Annotated in this window: 14 protein-coding genes; 7 read left to right on the top strand and 7 right to left on the bottom strand. The window is 35.1% G+C overall.

The window, feature by feature from the left end:
- Positions 1 to 54: 54 nt before the first annotated feature.
- Positions 55 to 2,781 (top strand): carboxypeptidase regulatory-like domain-containing protein, encoded by a 2,727-nt coding sequence (locus JAZ75_RS02600; protein ID WP_208700123.1) that lies wholly within the window; start codon positions 55 to 57, stop codon positions 2,779 to 2,781.
- A 57-nt stretch (positions 2,782 to 2,838) separates the two neighbouring features.
- Here JAZ75_RS02600 and JAZ75_RS02595 read toward each other — a convergent pair whose 3' ends face one another.
- Together JAZ75_RS02595 and JAZ75_RS02590 are read right to left on the bottom strand one after the other, a co-directional pair.
- Positions 2,839 to 3,840, bottom strand: a complete 1,002-nt coding sequence (locus tag JAZ75_RS02595) for a YihY/virulence factor BrkB family protein (protein ID WP_021188696.1) — start codon at positions 3,838 to 3,840, stop codon at positions 2,839 to 2,841.
- 69 nt (positions 3,841 to 3,909) lie between these two features.
- Positions 3,910 to 5,676: an AMP-dependent synthetase/ligase gene (locus JAZ75_RS02590; protein ID WP_208700121.1), complete on the bottom strand. Its 1,767-nt coding sequence runs from the start codon at positions 5,674 to 5,676 to the stop codon at positions 3,910 to 3,912.
- Positions 5,677 to 5,866: 190 nt separating this feature from the next.
- Between JAZ75_RS02590 and JAZ75_RS02585 the strand changes: the two genes are divergently transcribed.
- A complete protein-coding gene (locus JAZ75_RS02585) occupies positions 5,867 to 6,367 on the top strand; it encodes a hypothetical protein (protein ID WP_132772060.1) in 501 nt (166 codons plus the stop codon).
- A gap of 58 nt (positions 6,368 to 6,425) precedes the next feature.
- Here the strand turns inward: JAZ75_RS02585 and JAZ75_RS02580 are convergent, their stop codons facing one another.
- Positions 6,426 to 8,159 (bottom strand): M61 family metallopeptidase, encoded by a 1,734-nt coding sequence (locus JAZ75_RS02580; RefSeq protein ID WP_208700119.1) that lies wholly within the window; start codon positions 8,157 to 8,159, stop codon positions 6,426 to 6,428.
- Positions 8,160 to 8,366: 207 nt separating this feature from the next.
- Between JAZ75_RS02580 and JAZ75_RS02575 the strand changes: the two genes are divergently transcribed.
- Complete coding sequence (locus JAZ75_RS02575; RefSeq protein WP_132772058.1) at positions 8,367 to 9,233, top strand: N-acetylglucosamine kinase; 867 nt, start codon at positions 8,367 to 8,369, stop codon at positions 9,231 to 9,233.
- A gap of 9 nt (positions 9,234 to 9,242) precedes the next feature.
- On the top strand, positions 9,243 to 9,761 hold the full coding sequence (locus JAZ75_RS02570) for a glutathione peroxidase (protein ID WP_132772090.1): 519 nt from the start codon (positions 9,243 to 9,245) through the stop codon (positions 9,759 to 9,761).
- Between the two features lie 213 nt (positions 9,762 to 9,974).
- Here JAZ75_RS02570 and JAZ75_RS02565 read toward each other — a convergent pair whose 3' ends face one another.
- The gene (locus JAZ75_RS02565; protein WP_208700117.1) at positions 9,975 to 10,559 is read right to left on the bottom strand and encodes a thymidine kinase; all 585 of its coding nucleotides are present in this window, start codon (positions 10,557 to 10,559) and stop codon (positions 9,975 to 9,977) included.
- A gap of 239 nt (positions 10,560 to 10,798) precedes the next feature.
- On the opposite strand from JAZ75_RS02565, the gene JAZ75_RS02560 reads away from it, so the two are divergent.
- A complete protein-coding gene (locus JAZ75_RS02560) occupies positions 10,799 to 11,842 on the top strand; it encodes a hypothetical protein (RefSeq protein ID WP_208700115.1) in 1,044 nt (347 codons plus the stop codon).
- Between the two features lie 28 nt (positions 11,843 to 11,870).
- Here the strand turns inward: JAZ75_RS02560 and JAZ75_RS02555 are convergent, their stop codons facing one another.
- The gene (locus JAZ75_RS02555; RefSeq protein WP_132844094.1) at positions 11,871 to 12,497 is read right to left on the bottom strand and encodes a hypothetical protein; all 627 of its coding nucleotides are present in this window, start codon (positions 12,495 to 12,497) and stop codon (positions 11,871 to 11,873) included.
- Positions 12,498 to 12,622: 125 nt separating this feature from the next.
- On the opposite strand from JAZ75_RS02555, the gene JAZ75_RS02550 reads away from it, so the two are divergent.
- Both JAZ75_RS02550 and JAZ75_RS02545 read left to right on the top strand, forming a co-directional pair.
- A complete protein-coding gene (locus tag JAZ75_RS02550; RefSeq protein WP_021188688.1) occupies positions 12,623 to 12,928 on the top strand; it encodes a YbaB/EbfC family nucleoid-associated protein in 306 nt (101 codons plus the stop codon).
- Positions 12,929 to 12,932: 4 nt separating this feature from the next.
- A complete protein-coding gene (locus JAZ75_RS02545) occupies positions 12,933 to 13,616 on the top strand; it encodes a metal-dependent hydrolase (RefSeq protein WP_208700114.1) in 684 nt (227 codons plus the stop codon).
- 32 nt (positions 13,617 to 13,648) lie between these two features.
- On the opposite strand, the gene JAZ75_RS02540 is transcribed toward JAZ75_RS02545, so the two are convergent.
- On the bottom strand, positions 13,649 to 14,467 hold the full coding sequence (locus JAZ75_RS02540; RefSeq protein WP_021188686.1) for a UDP-2,3-diacylglucosamine diphosphatase: 819 nt from the start codon (positions 14,465 to 14,467) through the stop codon (positions 13,649 to 13,651).
- Positions 14,468 to 14,599: 132 nt separating this feature from the next.
- Positions 14,600 to 15,454: an N-acetylglucosamine kinase gene (locus JAZ75_RS02535; RefSeq protein ID WP_021188685.1), complete on the bottom strand. Its 855-nt coding sequence runs from the start codon at positions 15,452 to 15,454 to the stop codon at positions 14,600 to 14,602.
- Between the last annotated feature and the right edge of the window lie 108 nt (positions 15,455 to 15,562).

The raw sequence follows: 15,562 nt of genomic DNA, 5'->3' as shown, positions 1-15,562 counted from the left end.
CTAATTAAAATTGAATATATTTATCTATTCTATTTTAATTACCAATAGTATTAGATGAAGTATATAAAATTATTGACGCTTACGATGGGGGTTTGTGGAGTAAAGCATGCCGTTGCCCAGACAACCGAAGCTACACTACCTATCAATACAATAGTCGAAAGAGTACAAAAGTTATTTCAAGTATTTCCTGTTGAAAAAGTGCATCTTCACTTTGATAAACCATATTATGCGATAGGTGATACGTTGTGGTTTAACAGTTACTTATCACGCAATCTTGCGGAGTATGAACCGAGTAAGGTTACATATGTTGAGATTCTTAATAGCAGAGATTCGCTGATTCAAACGTTAAGGATTCCGTTGGATAAGGGAGTGGGAGATGGTTATCTTGTTTTGGATCCGCAGTACCTGGCGCAGGACAATTATCGATTTCGAGCGTACACGAAATGGATGGGTAACTTTTCATCGGATTATTTTTATAATAAAGTGGTTCCTATTGGAGATGCTATTAGTAAAAAACTAATCACGGATATTACATTTGTTAACAATGATCAGAATGCTGCTAAAAGTCAGGCTGTTATTCAATTTAGAGATGCTGTTGGTAAGCTATTGATTAATTCGAAAGTGAATTGGTCTATGATTTCTGGATGGGAAACCATTGCTGATGGAAAAGGTGAAACGGATAATATGGGTAAGGTCACTGTCAATTTAAGTGCTAAAGATAAAGAAATCCTGAAAAAGGCATATCTAGAAGTCTCACTTCAAGAGAATAAGAACGACAAGCCACTAAAGAGTACATTTTCCTTAAAAAATGCCTTGTGGGATGCCGATGTTCAATTCTTTCCTGAAGGGGGTGATCTATTAGCTGGAATCGCTAAAAACGTTGCTTTTAAGGCTGTTTCTGCAGATGGAAAAGGTATTGCTGTTAAAGGCCGTATCTTGGACGGTAAAGGAAAACAAGTCGCAGAATTTTCAGATTTAGGCTTAGGTATGGGATTTTTTAGTCTTTTACCTCTCCCAAATGAAAAATATGTAGCCTCGATTACATTTGCTAATGGTCAGGAACGAAAGTTTAAATTGCCGGAAGTGGTTCAGAATAAAGCGAATGTTGTTTTTGTAAAACAAGATGAAACAAATCTGAATATGGCGATTGTGACGAGTGAAGAAGATTTTGCTAAAAATCCAAATCAATCGTTCTATGTGCTGGTACAATCAAACGGTCATCTCGTATATGCGGCACAGGCGAACTTGAAAAGTGCAACAGCATTGATTACTATTCCGAAGGAACGTCTTCCTAATGGTATTGCTCAAGTAACCTTGATGACTCCCGCAGGTAAGGTGATCAGTGAACGTCTTACTTTTGTTAAAAGTGAGAAACTACTGGATATCAATTTAGCGGTCAATAAGGAACAGTTTAAAGCGAAGGAAAAGGTTAATCTGAAACTTTCTGTACTTAATAACGGTAAAAAATACCCGGGTAGTTATTCCATTTCTGTTATTGATGAATCTAAAGTTCCTTATGATGATAATCAGGATTTATCAATTGTCAGTAATTTCTTGTTGACTTCTGATCTGAAGGGATATATTGAAAGTCCAAATACGTATTTTGATGAAAAGAATGTGAATCGCGATAAAGCATTGGATGCTTTATTAATGACACAAGGATTCCGTCGATTTGATTATCAAGACCTGGTGGCTGAGAAACTTCCTGTACTATCATTTATGCCTGAACAGGGAATTGAGATTGGTGGAACGTTAAGACTGAACACGGGTAGAACTGTGCCGAATGGGGGCTTACTCTTATCTATTCCTTCTAAGAGTATTCGTAAAGATACTTATACAGATGATAAAGGGCGGTTCCTATTTAAAGATCTTGTATTTACAGATTCTTCAAAAGTTACTGTTAATGCCCGGGGAAATGATAATTACCGCAGTATGGTGATTAATATGGATCAGACTTATTTTCCGGAGATTGATAAAAACAATGCTTATAAGAATAATTTTGTCATGAATATTGATCGGGCAATGGTTCCGTATCTAGAAAATAGCAAAAAGGAATATCGTAAATCTATTCTTTTGGATGAGGTCGCGGTTACTGGTGTGCAGAAAAAGGTGATCACCAACAGAGATTTTCCTTCCATTTCAGGATTGTCGATGCCTGAACATCGTATTGATGCAGAGCGTTTATCCGGATGTAATGTATTGACGATGTGTCTGAACACATTGTTGACTGGTATTACTTACGATTCGCAGACGCAGAAATACTATGTTACACGATCTTATAATAGTGGAAGTCGGGTGCCCGTTCAATTTTTCTTAAATGGAATGGCAATCGATGAACCAGGATTAAATAGTATTAATGTTCCGGATATTGAGGGAATTGAGATTTTCCTAAAGGATGACCTCGGAACTGTTTCCAGAATGTACCAGAATAATGGGGTTGTGTCTATCTATACGAAGAAAGTAGAGAAAAAACCTAGAATGTCATTGACGGAAATTGAAAAATTATTACCAAAATCAAATGTGATTGATCTGTTTCCTTTGGGTTATATAAAAGAAAGAAAGTTTTATGAGCCAAAATATGAAACACCAGAAAGTAAAGCTGTGAATGATTTAAGGACAACAATTTATTGGAATCCAAAAGTTAAGGTTACTGAAACGGGTGAGGCTGCTTTAGAATTCTATAATGCTGATGGAAATGGACAATATAAAGTCATTGTGGAAGGTATGGATGAAACAGGTAATGTGGGTCGAAAAGTGATTCGTTATAACGTTACTCCATAAGGAAGTAATCAATATTATTTTAGAAGGGTGCATTTTGTTATAAAGTGCACCCTTTTTTTATTTTAGAACATGAAGAATTTCTCCTTCTTTGGAATCGGCTTCTTCGCCAACTTTTTTAATGCGTTCTGTCTGTTCGATAACAACAGCGAATGAGGAAGGTTCAATACCGCCACCTAATTTTTGAGCATAGAACTTGGTGAATTCAGCGCCAAAATATAAAATTGCTGCAGAGTAGTATATCCACAATAACATAACGATGATTGAACCTGCGGCGCCGTACAAACTTGCTGTAGAGGATAAAGTCAAGTATAGAGATATAAAATAGCGACCTAACATGAATAATAAAGCTGTAAAGATTGCTCCACCAAGTATATCTTTAAATTTCACCTTTGCATCTGGCAAAAATGAAAATATGAAGCCAAAGAGCGTCGTGATAATGATAAACGTGACACTGGTATTGATCCAGTCAATTAATGTAATCGGGATAAAAGGAAAATATTGTAGCACAAGATTTGTAACTGCTGCAATGACGCCATTGATCATTAATGAAGCGATAAGAAGGAAACCTAATGCAATAATAATCGAGAAGGAGATGAGCCTGTTAATGATTAATTTTAACCAGCCTTTTTTTGGCTTGGGTTTCACTTTCCAGATTTGATTAATAGAATCCTGAATGTCGACAAATATCGTTGTAGCACTAATAATAAGGGTTACAATACCAATAGTAATTCCTAAATTAGATTTATTTTCAAAGTTTATTTTTTCGATAAAGGATTGAATTTGTTTTGTAACATCTGCTCCGAATAAGACCATTAGCTCATCAAAAACTTCCTTCTGTCCAGTAGTTTCTTTACTCAAATGCTGTCCATAAAAGAAACCGATACACCAGATCACGATCATCAATAATGGACCAATAGAAAACACCGTGTAGTAGGCTAATGATGCACTTTTTTTCATGCAGTTGTCGTCCATAAAGCCATTAAAGGCATCATAAACTAATCTTAAAACTTGTTTCCAGTAGGTAGGGGTCAATAAATCTTTAAAGTATACTTCTTTCATAATATGATGGCGGATAAACAAATTTTATTTCAAAAATACCCTCTATTTTTTAGATAGAGGGTATTTTTTCTAATTTTCCTGATAGAGCTTCTCAATTTTCTCATCAAACTCTTTGAGAATGACTTTTCTTTTTAAGCTTAATTTTGGTGTTAACTGACCATCGTTGATGGTCCATTCTTTAGGAAGTAAGATAATTTTTTTGACTTTTTCCCAGTGACCGAATTCTGTAGACAACCTGTCGATTTCTTGATTATATTTTTCGATTACTTTTTGATTCGTAACGATCTCTTCTTTGGAACCTACAGGAATGCCTTTATGTTTCATCCATTTTTCGATTTCTTCAAAAGCGGGAACGATTAAAGCTGATGGAAATTTTCTATTTTCTCCCACGACCATAATTTGTGCAATGAGGGTAGATTCCATTAGTTTTGTTTCAATAGGCTGTGGTGCGATGTACTTGCCACCTGCTGTTTTGAACATTTCTTTTTTGCGGTCTGTAATTTTCAGAAATCCATCAGCCGATATTTCGCCAATATCGCCTGTTTTGAAGAATCCGTTTTCATCAAATGATTCTTTTGTTGCTTCATCATTTTTGTAATAGCCAGAGGTGACACTTGGTCCTTTTACTAAGATCTCTCCATCTTGAGCTATTTTTACTTCTAAATTTTTCAGAGGCCGACCAACTGTTCCGAATTTGATACCCGTGTCAAAAAATGTGTTGACTGCTATAACTGGAGATGTTTCGGTTAGACCATACCCTTCTAATACTTTCATATCAGAAGCCCAAAATACACGCGCTAATCTTTCCTGAAGAGCTGCACCACCAGAAACAATAATTTTTATATTACCACCAAGGGCTTCTTTCCATTTTGAAAAGATTAATTTTCGAGCAATGGCTAATTGAAAATTGTACCAAGCGCTGTTTTTTGTTGGCTCTTGGTAACGAAGGCCAAGGTTTAATGCCCACATGAACAGTGATTTCTTGATTCCAGTTAAGTCTTTTCCTTTCGCAACGATTTTATCATATACTTTTTCGAGTACCCGCGGTACAGTGGTAAAAAGATCCGGTTTAACTTCATTGATATCCACAACAACATTGTCCAGTGTTTCACAAAAATAGATCTCTATACCTTTTGAATAATACATGTATACAACCATCCGTTCAAAAATATGACATAAGGGTAAAAAGCTGATCGCTTTTTTAAAATCGGGTCTTATGAGATGGTAGCAGGCGAGTACATTACTTAAAATATTTTTATGGGATAAGTATACTCCTTTCGGTTTACCGGTGGTACCTGATGTGTAGATTAACGTGAGTAGATCATCTTCCTGTATAGCGTCATTGTAAGGCTTTAGATCTGTATCCAATGTGTCACCAATTTGATATAAGGATTCTAGATCTTTATGATGTTCAGTCTTCTCAAAAGTATAGAGCGGAATTGTTAATTGATGATCTTTTAATGCTGTGTCAACACGTGCAGCAAGCTCGGCATTACTGACGAATATCAATTTAGCTTCTGCATCATTGACAATATAGGATAGGTCCTGTGGAGCTAATGTAGGATACAGCGGTACAAGTGCAATACCCAATTGATTACAGGCAAAATCAATGATACTCCATTCAGGACGGTTTCCGGACATCAGCGCAACTCGATCTCCTTTTATTAAGCCGATACTTAGTAGCGCTCTGCTGAGACTGTTTATTTTATCAATGAATTCACTGGTCAAGTAGGTTTTCCAACGACCATTTTTATCGCGTCCAGCAATAATCGTTTTATCGGAGAACTCGGATTTATAATTTGTGATGAGGTCAAAAATTCTACTTTGTTGTGCCATAATGAAATATTTAAAATATTTGCTTAATTGGTTTATTACTAAGTATTCAAATACAATCTAATATATGAAAAATGTTTTGATGTACATTTTTTATATTTAAAATTGTTAATAACAATTTAGTATTTGCGTCGTTTAATTATTGATATTAACTTTGAACGAATAAATTGAAAAACAAATAGGCACGTTAAATATGAAAAAATTATCTTGGATCTTTGGAGTGACAGTTGGCTTATTGGGCGTATCGAACGAAGCTTCCGCGCAATTAGATTCAAAAGGGGCAATTGGGGCTCGTTTTGGTTCTGCTCAGGGAATTACCTATAGACATACACTTTCAAATGACCGAGCTTTCGAAGGGCTTTTGAGCATTCAGAGCAACTCAAATTATAGACGTTTTAGAGTCGTTGGATTGTACGAATATTATAAGCCTATATCAGGTGGTTTTAATTGGTATTATGGATTTGGTGGTGGCCTGGGGTCTTATAAGGAAAAAGACAAAACGATTGATGGAAAACGTGTTGAATATGATTCGGAGCTGGCGCTTAGTATTGATGGAATTATAGGGATTGAATATAATATTCCTGAAACTCCTTTCCAGGTTTCTTTGGATGTTAAACCTTATTTTGATTTCTTGCAATCGAGTACTATTAAGCTTATAGATCCAATCGGTTTTTCATTTCGATATAAATTTTAGATATCCTCTAATAAAACAAAAAAGGTCACTTGATAAATCGAGTGACCTTTTTGCATTTTTATGATAACCAGAATTCTGCTAATTGCTTTTGCTCTTCCGATTGTTCTTTGAGGGGTTGTATACGGAATAATTTTTTATTGGCCGCCCGTATCTCAATTTTCAGTTCTTTTATAATACCATCTCTTGCTATTAAAATATCTAATATATCTCCTTCATTGCTATGCTGCATAAAATAGTCATATTCTTTATCTTTGAGGTCGAGTCTGATGCCATTGATGGCTATTAATTCATCACGGACATTTAATCCTCCATCCCAAGCTCCCGAACCTCGTTCTACTGCAGTAACGGTTTGAATCCCATCATTTTTTTGATGACTTATTCCAATTCCTAAAGTTTTGCTTTCGGCATTAATGTCTATGATCTCATAACCTACTAGGTTGAAATATGCATTATAGTCAAGTTCACCATTTTCGTGTGCAGCATTGAAGATATCGGAAACGGATATACCTGTAAATTCTTCTACGAGTCGCTGAAATTCATCTTCTTCAAAACCCCTGTTCTGATCTAAATAGAAATGGTTATATGCTTCTTTTAATACATGATCTAATTTTTTTGTTCCTTTTGAAGCTGCTATAATTTTTAAATCCAGCAACACCGTGAGCATAGCTCCTTTATTATAATAGGATATACTTGAATTAGGTGAATTTTCATCTTGTCTATAATATTTGATCCAGGCATCAAAGCTTGCTTCTGCGGCTGATTGTATGTGATGTCCAGGACGATTCAGTACTGTTGTGAAATCATTTGCTAGTAGATTCAGATATTCTAGTTCTGAGAAGAAACCACATCTTTTGATGATCAGGTTATCGTAGTATGAGGTAAAGCCCTCCATAATCCACAGCCCCGTGGTGTAATTTTCTTGATCATAGTTAAATGGTCCCAATGCTTTGGGACGAAGTCGTTTAACATTCCATAAATGGAAATACTCATGAGCAATTAGGCTGAGGTATGTCTTGTACGATCCTTCGTTACTATATGCTGTCCTTGATGCTCCCAGTACGGTCGAATTGAGATGTTCTAATCCTCCGCCTCCGGATTGGTAGTTATGGGTAATGAAGACGTATCTTTTATTGGGGTTAGAACCCCAGATGCGGGTTTCTTCTTCGACTATTTTTTTGACATCGGCACTTAATCGTTCTTTGTCATAAGTACCACCACCTACCATGGCAAATTCATGCTCTACGTTGGAAGCTTGAATGGTCCAAATATCTTGATTACCGACTTCAAAGGGTGAATCGTAAAGAATATCAAAATCGGGTGCATAAAAAGTATGCGTATCGATTTGTTCAAGACCTGTTGAAATACTGCTCCAGTTTTCAGCGGGTCTGATGGTAACAGTTACTGGGCTGTCAATGTTGCCGTCTATATGTAAAAAGGTTGCAGTCGGTACTATAAAGGCATGCTCGTCATTAATAAAATTAGTACGTACGGATGTTTCAAAACCATAGATATGGTAGTTGATAACAATTGAGTTTTTATTTTTGGTAAATATACGCCAAGTATTTTTGCTTATTTTTTCATATCCTACTTGATCTTCAACAGAGAATCGTTCTACTTGTTTAGAATATTCACGTACTAGGTAGGATCCTGGGGACCAAACGGGCATTTTAACATCAATAAAATCAGACTGAATTTCTTTGATGGACATTTTTACGGCTGCGTAATGTGCTTGAGGCTCACTAAAGGAAACATCAAAATGTATTTTTGACGTATAATTACTTTTTTCAATCATTTTAAAGCGTTAAATAACTGATAGCTATACCAGTTCAAAATTTATTTGTGGTATGCAAAAGTACAAGGTTATGAGGGTTATACAAAATTATTTGACGTAATGTTTTGTAATGGTAGGCCATTTTATTTTATGGCTACATCTTTGGTTAATTTAAACTTGAAAATTTTGTATATTTGATACGCTCGATGTAGCATAATCTTATAATTTATGATTTTAGTCGTTGATAGCGGTTCTTCTAAGTCAGACTGGAAATTAGAACTTCCAGATAGTCCACCTTTGTCTTTTTCGACAAATGGGCTTAATCCTTTTTTTGTAAATGATAAAGAAATAACCCGAGTAATTAAAGAAATACCTGAGATAATACCTTATGCGAATGAAATAACGGAACTTTATTTCTATGGCGCAGGTTGTATATCTCCAGATCGTAGGGAAATGGTTTCCAATGCGCTGACTCCTTTGTTTGAAAATGCTTTTATTTCGGTTGAGAACGATCTTGTAGGTAGTGCTTTAGCGACTTGTGGTACTAATAAAGGGTATATTGCCACATTGGGTACTGGCTCTGATATTAGTTTTTTTGATGGACAGGAGGTGCAACCCTCTAACCATGGAAATGGATATGTGCTAGGAGATGAGGGATCGGGTGCCTGGTTTGGCAAAAAGTTAATTACATTGTTTCTTTATGGTCGATTGCCTAAGGATCTGTCGGAGAATTTTGCAGAGAATTATCGCATAACAAAGGAGATCGTTATTAAGAATGTGTACCAAAAGGAGAGACCGAATGCTTATTTGGCTTCATTTGCACCATTTTTATCTGCGAATATTACGCATCCGTTTATAGATGAAATTATTCGTTCAGGTTTCGAGGAATATGTACAGACTTGTGTATTAACTTATCAGAATTATCAAGATTACGAGTGTCACTTTGTGGGATCAATTGCTTATTATCTGGATCTGATATTACGTGATGTCTGTAATGGATATAATATTAAAATTGGAAAAATATTGAAATCACCGATCAATGAATTGTTTGATTTTGTGATAGAAAGAGAAAAAAGTTCACTTATTAATTTTTAAAATAACATGATGATTTTATCAACGATTATTGCTTGTTTTTCCATGATATTTGGAAATCCTAGCATTTACGATTATAGTTTTAAAAGTCTCGATGGTAAAGATGTTAAAATGTCGTCTTTTAAAGGGAAGAAAATTTTAATAGTCAATACAGCCTCAAAATGTGGCTTTACTAAACAGTATAAAGATCTGCAAGCATTGTATTCGGAGTATGGAAATGATTTGGTGATCATTGGGTTTCCGGCGAACAATTTTGGGAATCAAGAACCTGGTACGAATGGAGATATTCAGGAATTTTGCGAACAAAACTATGGTGTAGAGTTTTTAATGGCAGAGAAGGTTGAAGTAAAAGGTGATCAGATTGATCCTTTATTTAAATACCTGACTTCGCAAGATAATCCGGATTTCAAAGGTGATATCAAGTGGAACTTTGAAAAGTTTCTAATCGATGAGAACGGAAAGCTGGTTCATCGCTATCGTTCGGCAGTTAATCCACTTGCAGATGAAATTGTCAATTGGGTGAAGAAATAGAAATTGAGAAACCAGGAAGTAAATCTTCTTGGTTTTTTTTTGTGAAATTAGATTGTAAAAAAGAAAGTCCACCTTGGGAGGGTGGACTTTAACTAACCAATTATAAACCTAAATTATGAAAAGTATTTTGTAGCTATTACTAGCTGTTATTATCTTGTTATTATAGTTATACAAAGGTAATGCCAAAATAGGCCATCATATATTAAGTAAATGTTAATAATTTGTTAAATTATAGTAACATCTCCTGCATCTTGCTTCGTAAGCTTCTTTTTCACCCAAAAGGACTGTTTTTGTATCTGTAGAGATCCTGAAAGAGTAATTTGCAGGCGCTCCGCATTGCATGCATACGGCATGTACTTTTGTTACATGTTCAGCAATTGCCATTATATGGGGTATAGGACCGAAAGGTTGTGCTTTAAAATCCATATCTAGACCTGCAACTATGACACGAATTCCTTTATTTGCCAAATTGACACATACCTCTGTCAAACCTTCATCAAAAAATTGCGCTTCATCTATACCGACAACCTGAGTATCATTGCTCAGCAATAAAATAGAAGAGGAGTGTTCAACAGGGGTAGATGGTATACTGTTGCTGTCGTGCGAAACAACTAAACGATCATCATATCTTTTGTCTACTGCCGGTTTGAAAATTTCGACATGGAGTTTAGCATATTGTGCCCGTTTTAGTCTACGGATGAGTTCTTCGGTCTTACCGGAAAACATCGAACCGCATATCACTTCGATACTCCCGTATGCTGGGCCCCTTTGTGTGAAATTATGTTCAGAAAAAAGCATTTAAATGAATTAAAATCAATAAATTGAATATTACTTTCAATCAGTATTAAATCTGATTTTTTAAATAAAATAATACTACTTAAGTCCTGCTAATATCAGAATTTAATATTAAATTTGAGTCTATAAAAGCTACAATACTTAACAATAAAGTATAAATCAGTAAGTTGAAAATGAAGTTTTATTCCTTTTGTAAAATTTAGTGTTTTACTGGAATTACGAACAATGAAATGTATTAATTTATGGTTACGAAACAAAATTTATTTGATAAAATAGGAGATTTATTGCAGGAGCTGGAAGCGCAATATCTTGCGCTTTCAAAGGATGGCTTTGAAGATAAGAAAACTGATTTAGCTCTTTTTGAAGCTACCGCACAATATATTGCCGCTCAGATTGGTGTTTTAAAAGCACAGAATCTGTTGGGTATAGCTCAGAAAATTGAAAGAGCTGATGAACCTGCGTCTCCAAAAGTAGTGCATGACCGGATAGAAGAGGAGAAAGTTTCTTTTAATAACTACTTTACACCTCCTTCCAATTTGTTTCAAAGTGTTCCTGAAAAGAAAGAAGAACAACCTAATGTGGTAACGGAGGCGGTAGATGAAACAGCTGATATCAGTTTGAATACACCACAGAAAGAAGTTGCTCCTGTCGAAGATTTAAATTTGAAAGAAGAGCCTGCTAAAGAAGAACTTACTCAAGAGGAGGTCATTCCTGAAGTAGAGAAAGTGACTTTTGACAACAGTATCCCTGAGCCTGTGTCTGCTACTACTCAAGAGGATAAACTACGAGATCGTGTAATACCAACATATGAAAAAGAGGAGGCAAAGCCTCAACAGGTAGCCGTTAATCCGGTGGAACAAGAGAAGTTAGTTGTTAATGAAGTTATTGAAGAATCAAAACAAATCTTGATTGAAGAAGAGATTCGTCCAGATGTGGAGCAAGAGACTCCTTCAAGACCGTTAACGTTAAATGAAATTATTTCACAACAGAAAAAAGCTGGTGTACAAAACCGGGTTTATGAGATGAACAATGCCTCAGGAAATTCGGGGCAGGTGAAAGATATCAAATCGATCATTAATTTGAATGATAAGCTGCTGTTTATTAAGGATCTCTTTAATGGGTATAGTTTAGCTTATAGTGAAGCTGTTGAATTATTGAACAGATGTAACGATTATGCGGAAGCGGATGCTTTTCTGCAAACGAATTATGCGGTTAAAAATAGATGGGTTGAAAAACCACAATCGGTCGAAAAGCTATATTTATTGATTCGTAAAAGATTTGCATAAAAAAAAGCTGACTTCAAGTCAGCTTTTTTTATTGTAATTGAAACTGTATCCAGGTATTTCCCTCTAAGCCGTAAAAAAAATATTTGGGCTGCAGTATTTCCGCTAATGTTTCTAATTCTAAGCAATAGTCAGCTCCCGGAGTTTTTCCAAATTCCTCCTTATTGATTAAAAAAACTTGATTTAGCTTAACGGCATTACTATCAGACCAGTTTGTGTCAGATAATAGTGCGGGAATTTGTGCTATTGTTAATTCTTCTGAATTGATAATAATAACTTTATCTGCTTCCGAAATGGTGTAAGTAGGTATACCACCGGCTATTTTAATACACTCTTGTAAATAGTCACTGGTATTGATTACGGCAGGGTTGAGGCCATCTAAAAGAATTACTTTAGGGCGATCGCTTGCTGCAATAAATTTCAATTTATGGATGATGATATGAACTTCATCATCCAAAATTTCTAAAAGCTCTGCGGTTTTTTCATCCTTATTTAATAGTCTTCCAATAGACTCTGTATAATTTATAATATCATGACTCGTGACCAAATTACTGGATAGGGTATAGATTTGCTCTAAAATATCCGTTGGCAACTGCGTTTTGTCTACTTCATATTGATTCAGAATAGCTTCAACTAAAATTTCTTGATTGCTTTGCATGATGCAAATTTACAAATGATGATTTGATTTGCGAATTAAATTGAAAGGTTATTTTGTCATCTATGATTTGAATTCAAATGTGTAAATTGCATTATATTTAGAATTGTTCATTTAGATCATATATTATGTTTGATAAATTATTCCAAGCGCAACAAAAAGCACAAGAAATTAAACAAAGATTAGATAATATTTCTGTTTTTGGAGAAGCTGAAGGTGGATTGATAAAAGTAGTTGCAACTGCTAATAAAGAAATTAAAGAAATTACAATTGATCCGATCTTCTTGAGTAATGCGGATAAAGAGGAACTGGAAGAATTGCTTGTCGTGGCTTTAAATAAAGCGATGACCCAAGCTGAAAATGTGAGTCAATCTGAGATGTCTGCTGCTAGTCAGGATATGCTTGGTGGTTTAGGAGGCCTATTTAATCAATAGTTTTATGAAAGCGACATATTACGGACAATCTTGTGTTATGTTCAATTTTGATGGACACGAGGTATTAATGGATCCTTTTATCACTTATAATCCCTTGGCAAAGGGTGTAGACGTTAATGCTCTATTACCAGAATATATTTTTTTAAGTCACGGTCATCAGGATCACGTGGCAGATATGGCACAGATTCAAAAAAATAGCCAAGCAACTGTTGCAGCTATTGTAGAGACTGCAGCATGGGTTAGGAAACAAGGAGTTCCGGATGAAAAAGTAATTGAGTTCAATTTAGGAGGTACTATTGTGACTTCTTTTGGTACTGTGAAGATGGTGTATGCTATGCATACAAATAGCACTCCTGACGGACACTATGGTGGATTTCCTGTTGGTTTCATTCTGCATTCTGGTAACAAGAAAATTTATTTTGCAGGAGATACAGCGCTTACAATGGAAATGAAGCTTTTGGCAGATCTTGAATTGGATTGGGCATTTTTACCTATCGGTGGACATTATACCATGGATGTTGATGATGCGGTAAAGGCGGCAGAATTTATTAATTGTGATAAAATAGTGGGTGTGCATTACGATACATTTCCTCCTATTACCATTGATAAAGTTAATGCTTCTGAAAAATTCGCAAATTATGGTAAGACATTATACTTACCGGCAATTGGTGAATCAATTGAATTATAACAAATAAGGGGGATGGAAATCCCCCTTATTTGTTATATCGTTACCAGATTTTTTAGATCTTCTAAGGTGAATAGTGGTGTTTCTGTCAGCTTGTTTTTGAGAATGGATTCTTTATAATCTTCGTAATGAAATAATCGCCATTCGCCGTTATGATATTCTAAACTGCTTAAGTTTTCAACCCAATCACCTGAGTTCATGTAAGTCACTGTTCCTTTCCGGGTAATGACTTCTTTGATTTGTGGTTGATGGATGTGTCCACAGATCACATAGTCGTAATTTTTTTCAATAGCTAGTTCAGTGGCTGTTTCTTCAAAATCAGAAATGTATTTGACAGCTTTTTTAACACTGTTTTTTATTTTTTTTGATAATGAATATTTCTCACGCCCCATTTTAAGCAAGATCCAATTGATAATATGGTTTAATTGGATCAGTTTATCGTATCCCCAACCGCCTAATTTTGCTAACCATTTTGAATGATGGATGGAGGCATCAAATACGTCACCATGGAATATCCATGCTTTCTTATTGTTAAGGGATAGTAAGAGCTTGTTGGTTAATTTGATATTGCCAAGTTTTAAATCTGCAAATTTTCGGAGCATTTCATCATGATTACCGGTGATGTAATGCACTTCGGTGCCATTGGCACTGAGATCGATTATTTTTTTGATAACATGTAAATGCTCGGATGGGAAATAGCTTTTTTTGAATTGCCAAATATCGATTATATCGCCATTTAAAATCAGCATTTTTGGTGCGATCGACTCTAAATAATAGAGTAACTCTTTTGCGTGACTTCCATGTGTTCCGAGATGAATGTCTGATAATACTACGATATCGAGATTTCTTTTCATAACTTCCGTTTTTCAAAAGACGCATTTTATTATGATCTGTATATAAATGCTTTGTTATGAAATTATTAAAAATATAAAGGGTGAAGATACGATCTTCACCCTTTATATTTTTAATACTAAAATAGCTTGAAACTATTTTGACGCTCTATTGATGTGGAATTGAACTAAATCATCGATAGGGGAACGTAATATTTTGCCAACTTTCATGCCGTACTGTACTGCTTTTTCCTCCAAAACATTACGGAAATTATAGCCTACAGAACCGATACAGTTGAATGTATATTCTTGGTAGTTTGGATATTTACTAACTAAGTTTTTGAAAAATGCTTCGAAAGCATCATCTACAATAGCACGTGTATATTCAATATTCACATTGTTGTCGTAAACAAATTTGCTGAAACTTGCGCAGAAACGGTTCGCTAATGGCTTTGTGTAAACGGTATCCATGATTTCATCTGGAGTGATCTTGTAAGTGTCGTAAAATACTTTACGAACATCTTGAGGCATTAAATCACGGATGTAATCTGTTAATAATTTTTTACCGATATAACTTCCGCTACCTTCATCACCTAAGATGTAAGCACATGAGTCGATGTTATAGGTAATGTCATTTCCATCATAAATACAAGAATTGGTACCCGTTCCTAGAATGGCTGCAAAACCTGATTCAGTACCTAATAAAGCTCTTGCGGCAGCTAATAAATCGTGACCAACCTCAACTTGAGCTTGTTGGAAAACTTCTTGGATAGCTTTAATAACGATTTCTGCTTTTTCTTTATTATGAACGCCTGCACCGTAATAGTTAACCTCTTTAATTTCATCAAAAGGTAAATCATTTGGTAAGCCTTTTCTTAAAGAGTTAACGATGTATTCGCTATCTACAAAATATGGGTTATACCCTTCTGTATTGAAGTAAATTTTTTTGTTTGAATCATCCAACAAACACCAGTTTGTTTTCGTTGACCCGCCGTCAGCAATAATAATCATTATTGAGTAGTTTTAATTGAGTTTTTTCGTTTTAAAATTGGATCATTTGAATCCGATTTTCGAAAATACATTTTTTTATTTATAATTTATGTATGATCAAAGCACTAA

This window comes from Sphingobacterium sp. UDSM-2020 (assembly GCF_016132525.1).
In the GTDB taxonomy this organism is placed as follows: domain Bacteria; phylum Bacteroidota; class Bacteroidia; order Sphingobacteriales; family Sphingobacteriaceae; genus Sphingobacterium; species Sphingobacterium anhuiense.
This window is presented reverse-complemented; position numbering and strand designations above follow the sequence as displayed.

What these genes read in the sequence shown, in the direction of transcription:
- JAZ75_RS02535 (WP_021188685.1), bottom strand. Translation starts at nt 15,454, where the DNA reads ATGATTATTATTGCTGACGGCGGGTCAACGAAAACAAACTGGTGTTTG.
- JAZ75_RS02560 (WP_208700115.1), top strand. Translation starts at nt 10,799, where the DNA reads ATGGTTACGAAACAAAATTTATTTGATAAAATAGGAGATTTATTGCAG.
- JAZ75_RS02585 (WP_132772060.1), top strand. Translation starts at nt 5,867, where the DNA reads ATGAAAAAATTATCTTGGATCTTTGGAGTGACAGTTGGCTTATTGGGC.
- JAZ75_RS02580 (WP_208700119.1), bottom strand. Translation starts at nt 8,159, where the DNA reads ATGATTGAAAAAAGTAATTATACGTCAAAAATACATTTTGATGTTTCC.
- JAZ75_RS02600 (WP_208700123.1), top strand. Translation starts at nt 55, where the DNA reads ATGAAGTATATAAAATTATTGACGCTTACGATGGGGGTTTGTGGAGTA.
- JAZ75_RS02565 (WP_208700117.1), bottom strand. Translation starts at nt 10,559, where the DNA reads ATGCTTTTTTCTGAACATAATTTCACACAAAGGGGCCCAGCATACGGG.
- JAZ75_RS02575 (WP_132772058.1), top strand. Translation starts at nt 8,367, where the DNA reads ATGATTTTAGTCGTTGATAGCGGTTCTTCTAAGTCAGACTGGAAATTA.
- JAZ75_RS02540 (WP_021188686.1), bottom strand. Translation starts at nt 14,467, where the DNA reads ATGAAAAGAAATCTCGATATCGTAGTATTATCAGACATTCATCTCGGA.
- JAZ75_RS02595 (WP_021188696.1), bottom strand. Translation starts at nt 3,840, where the DNA reads ATGAAAGAAGTATACTTTAAAGATTTATTGACCCCTACCTACTGGAAA.
- JAZ75_RS02550 (WP_021188688.1), top strand. Translation starts at nt 12,623, where the DNA reads ATGTTTGATAAATTATTCCAAGCGCAACAAAAAGCACAAGAAATTAAA.
- JAZ75_RS02570 (WP_132772090.1), top strand. Translation starts at nt 9,243, where the DNA reads ATGATTTTATCAACGATTATTGCTTGTTTTTCCATGATATTTGGAAAT.
- JAZ75_RS02590 (WP_208700121.1), bottom strand. Translation starts at nt 5,676, where the DNA reads ATGGCACAACAAAGTAGAATTTTTGACCTCATCACAAATTATAAATCC.
- JAZ75_RS02545 (WP_208700114.1), top strand. Translation starts at nt 12,933, where the DNA reads ATGAAAGCGACATATTACGGACAATCTTGTGTTATGTTCAATTTTGAT.
- JAZ75_RS02555 (WP_132844094.1), bottom strand. Translation starts at nt 12,497, where the DNA reads ATGCAAAGCAATCAAGAAATTTTAGTTGAAGCTATTCTGAATCAATAT.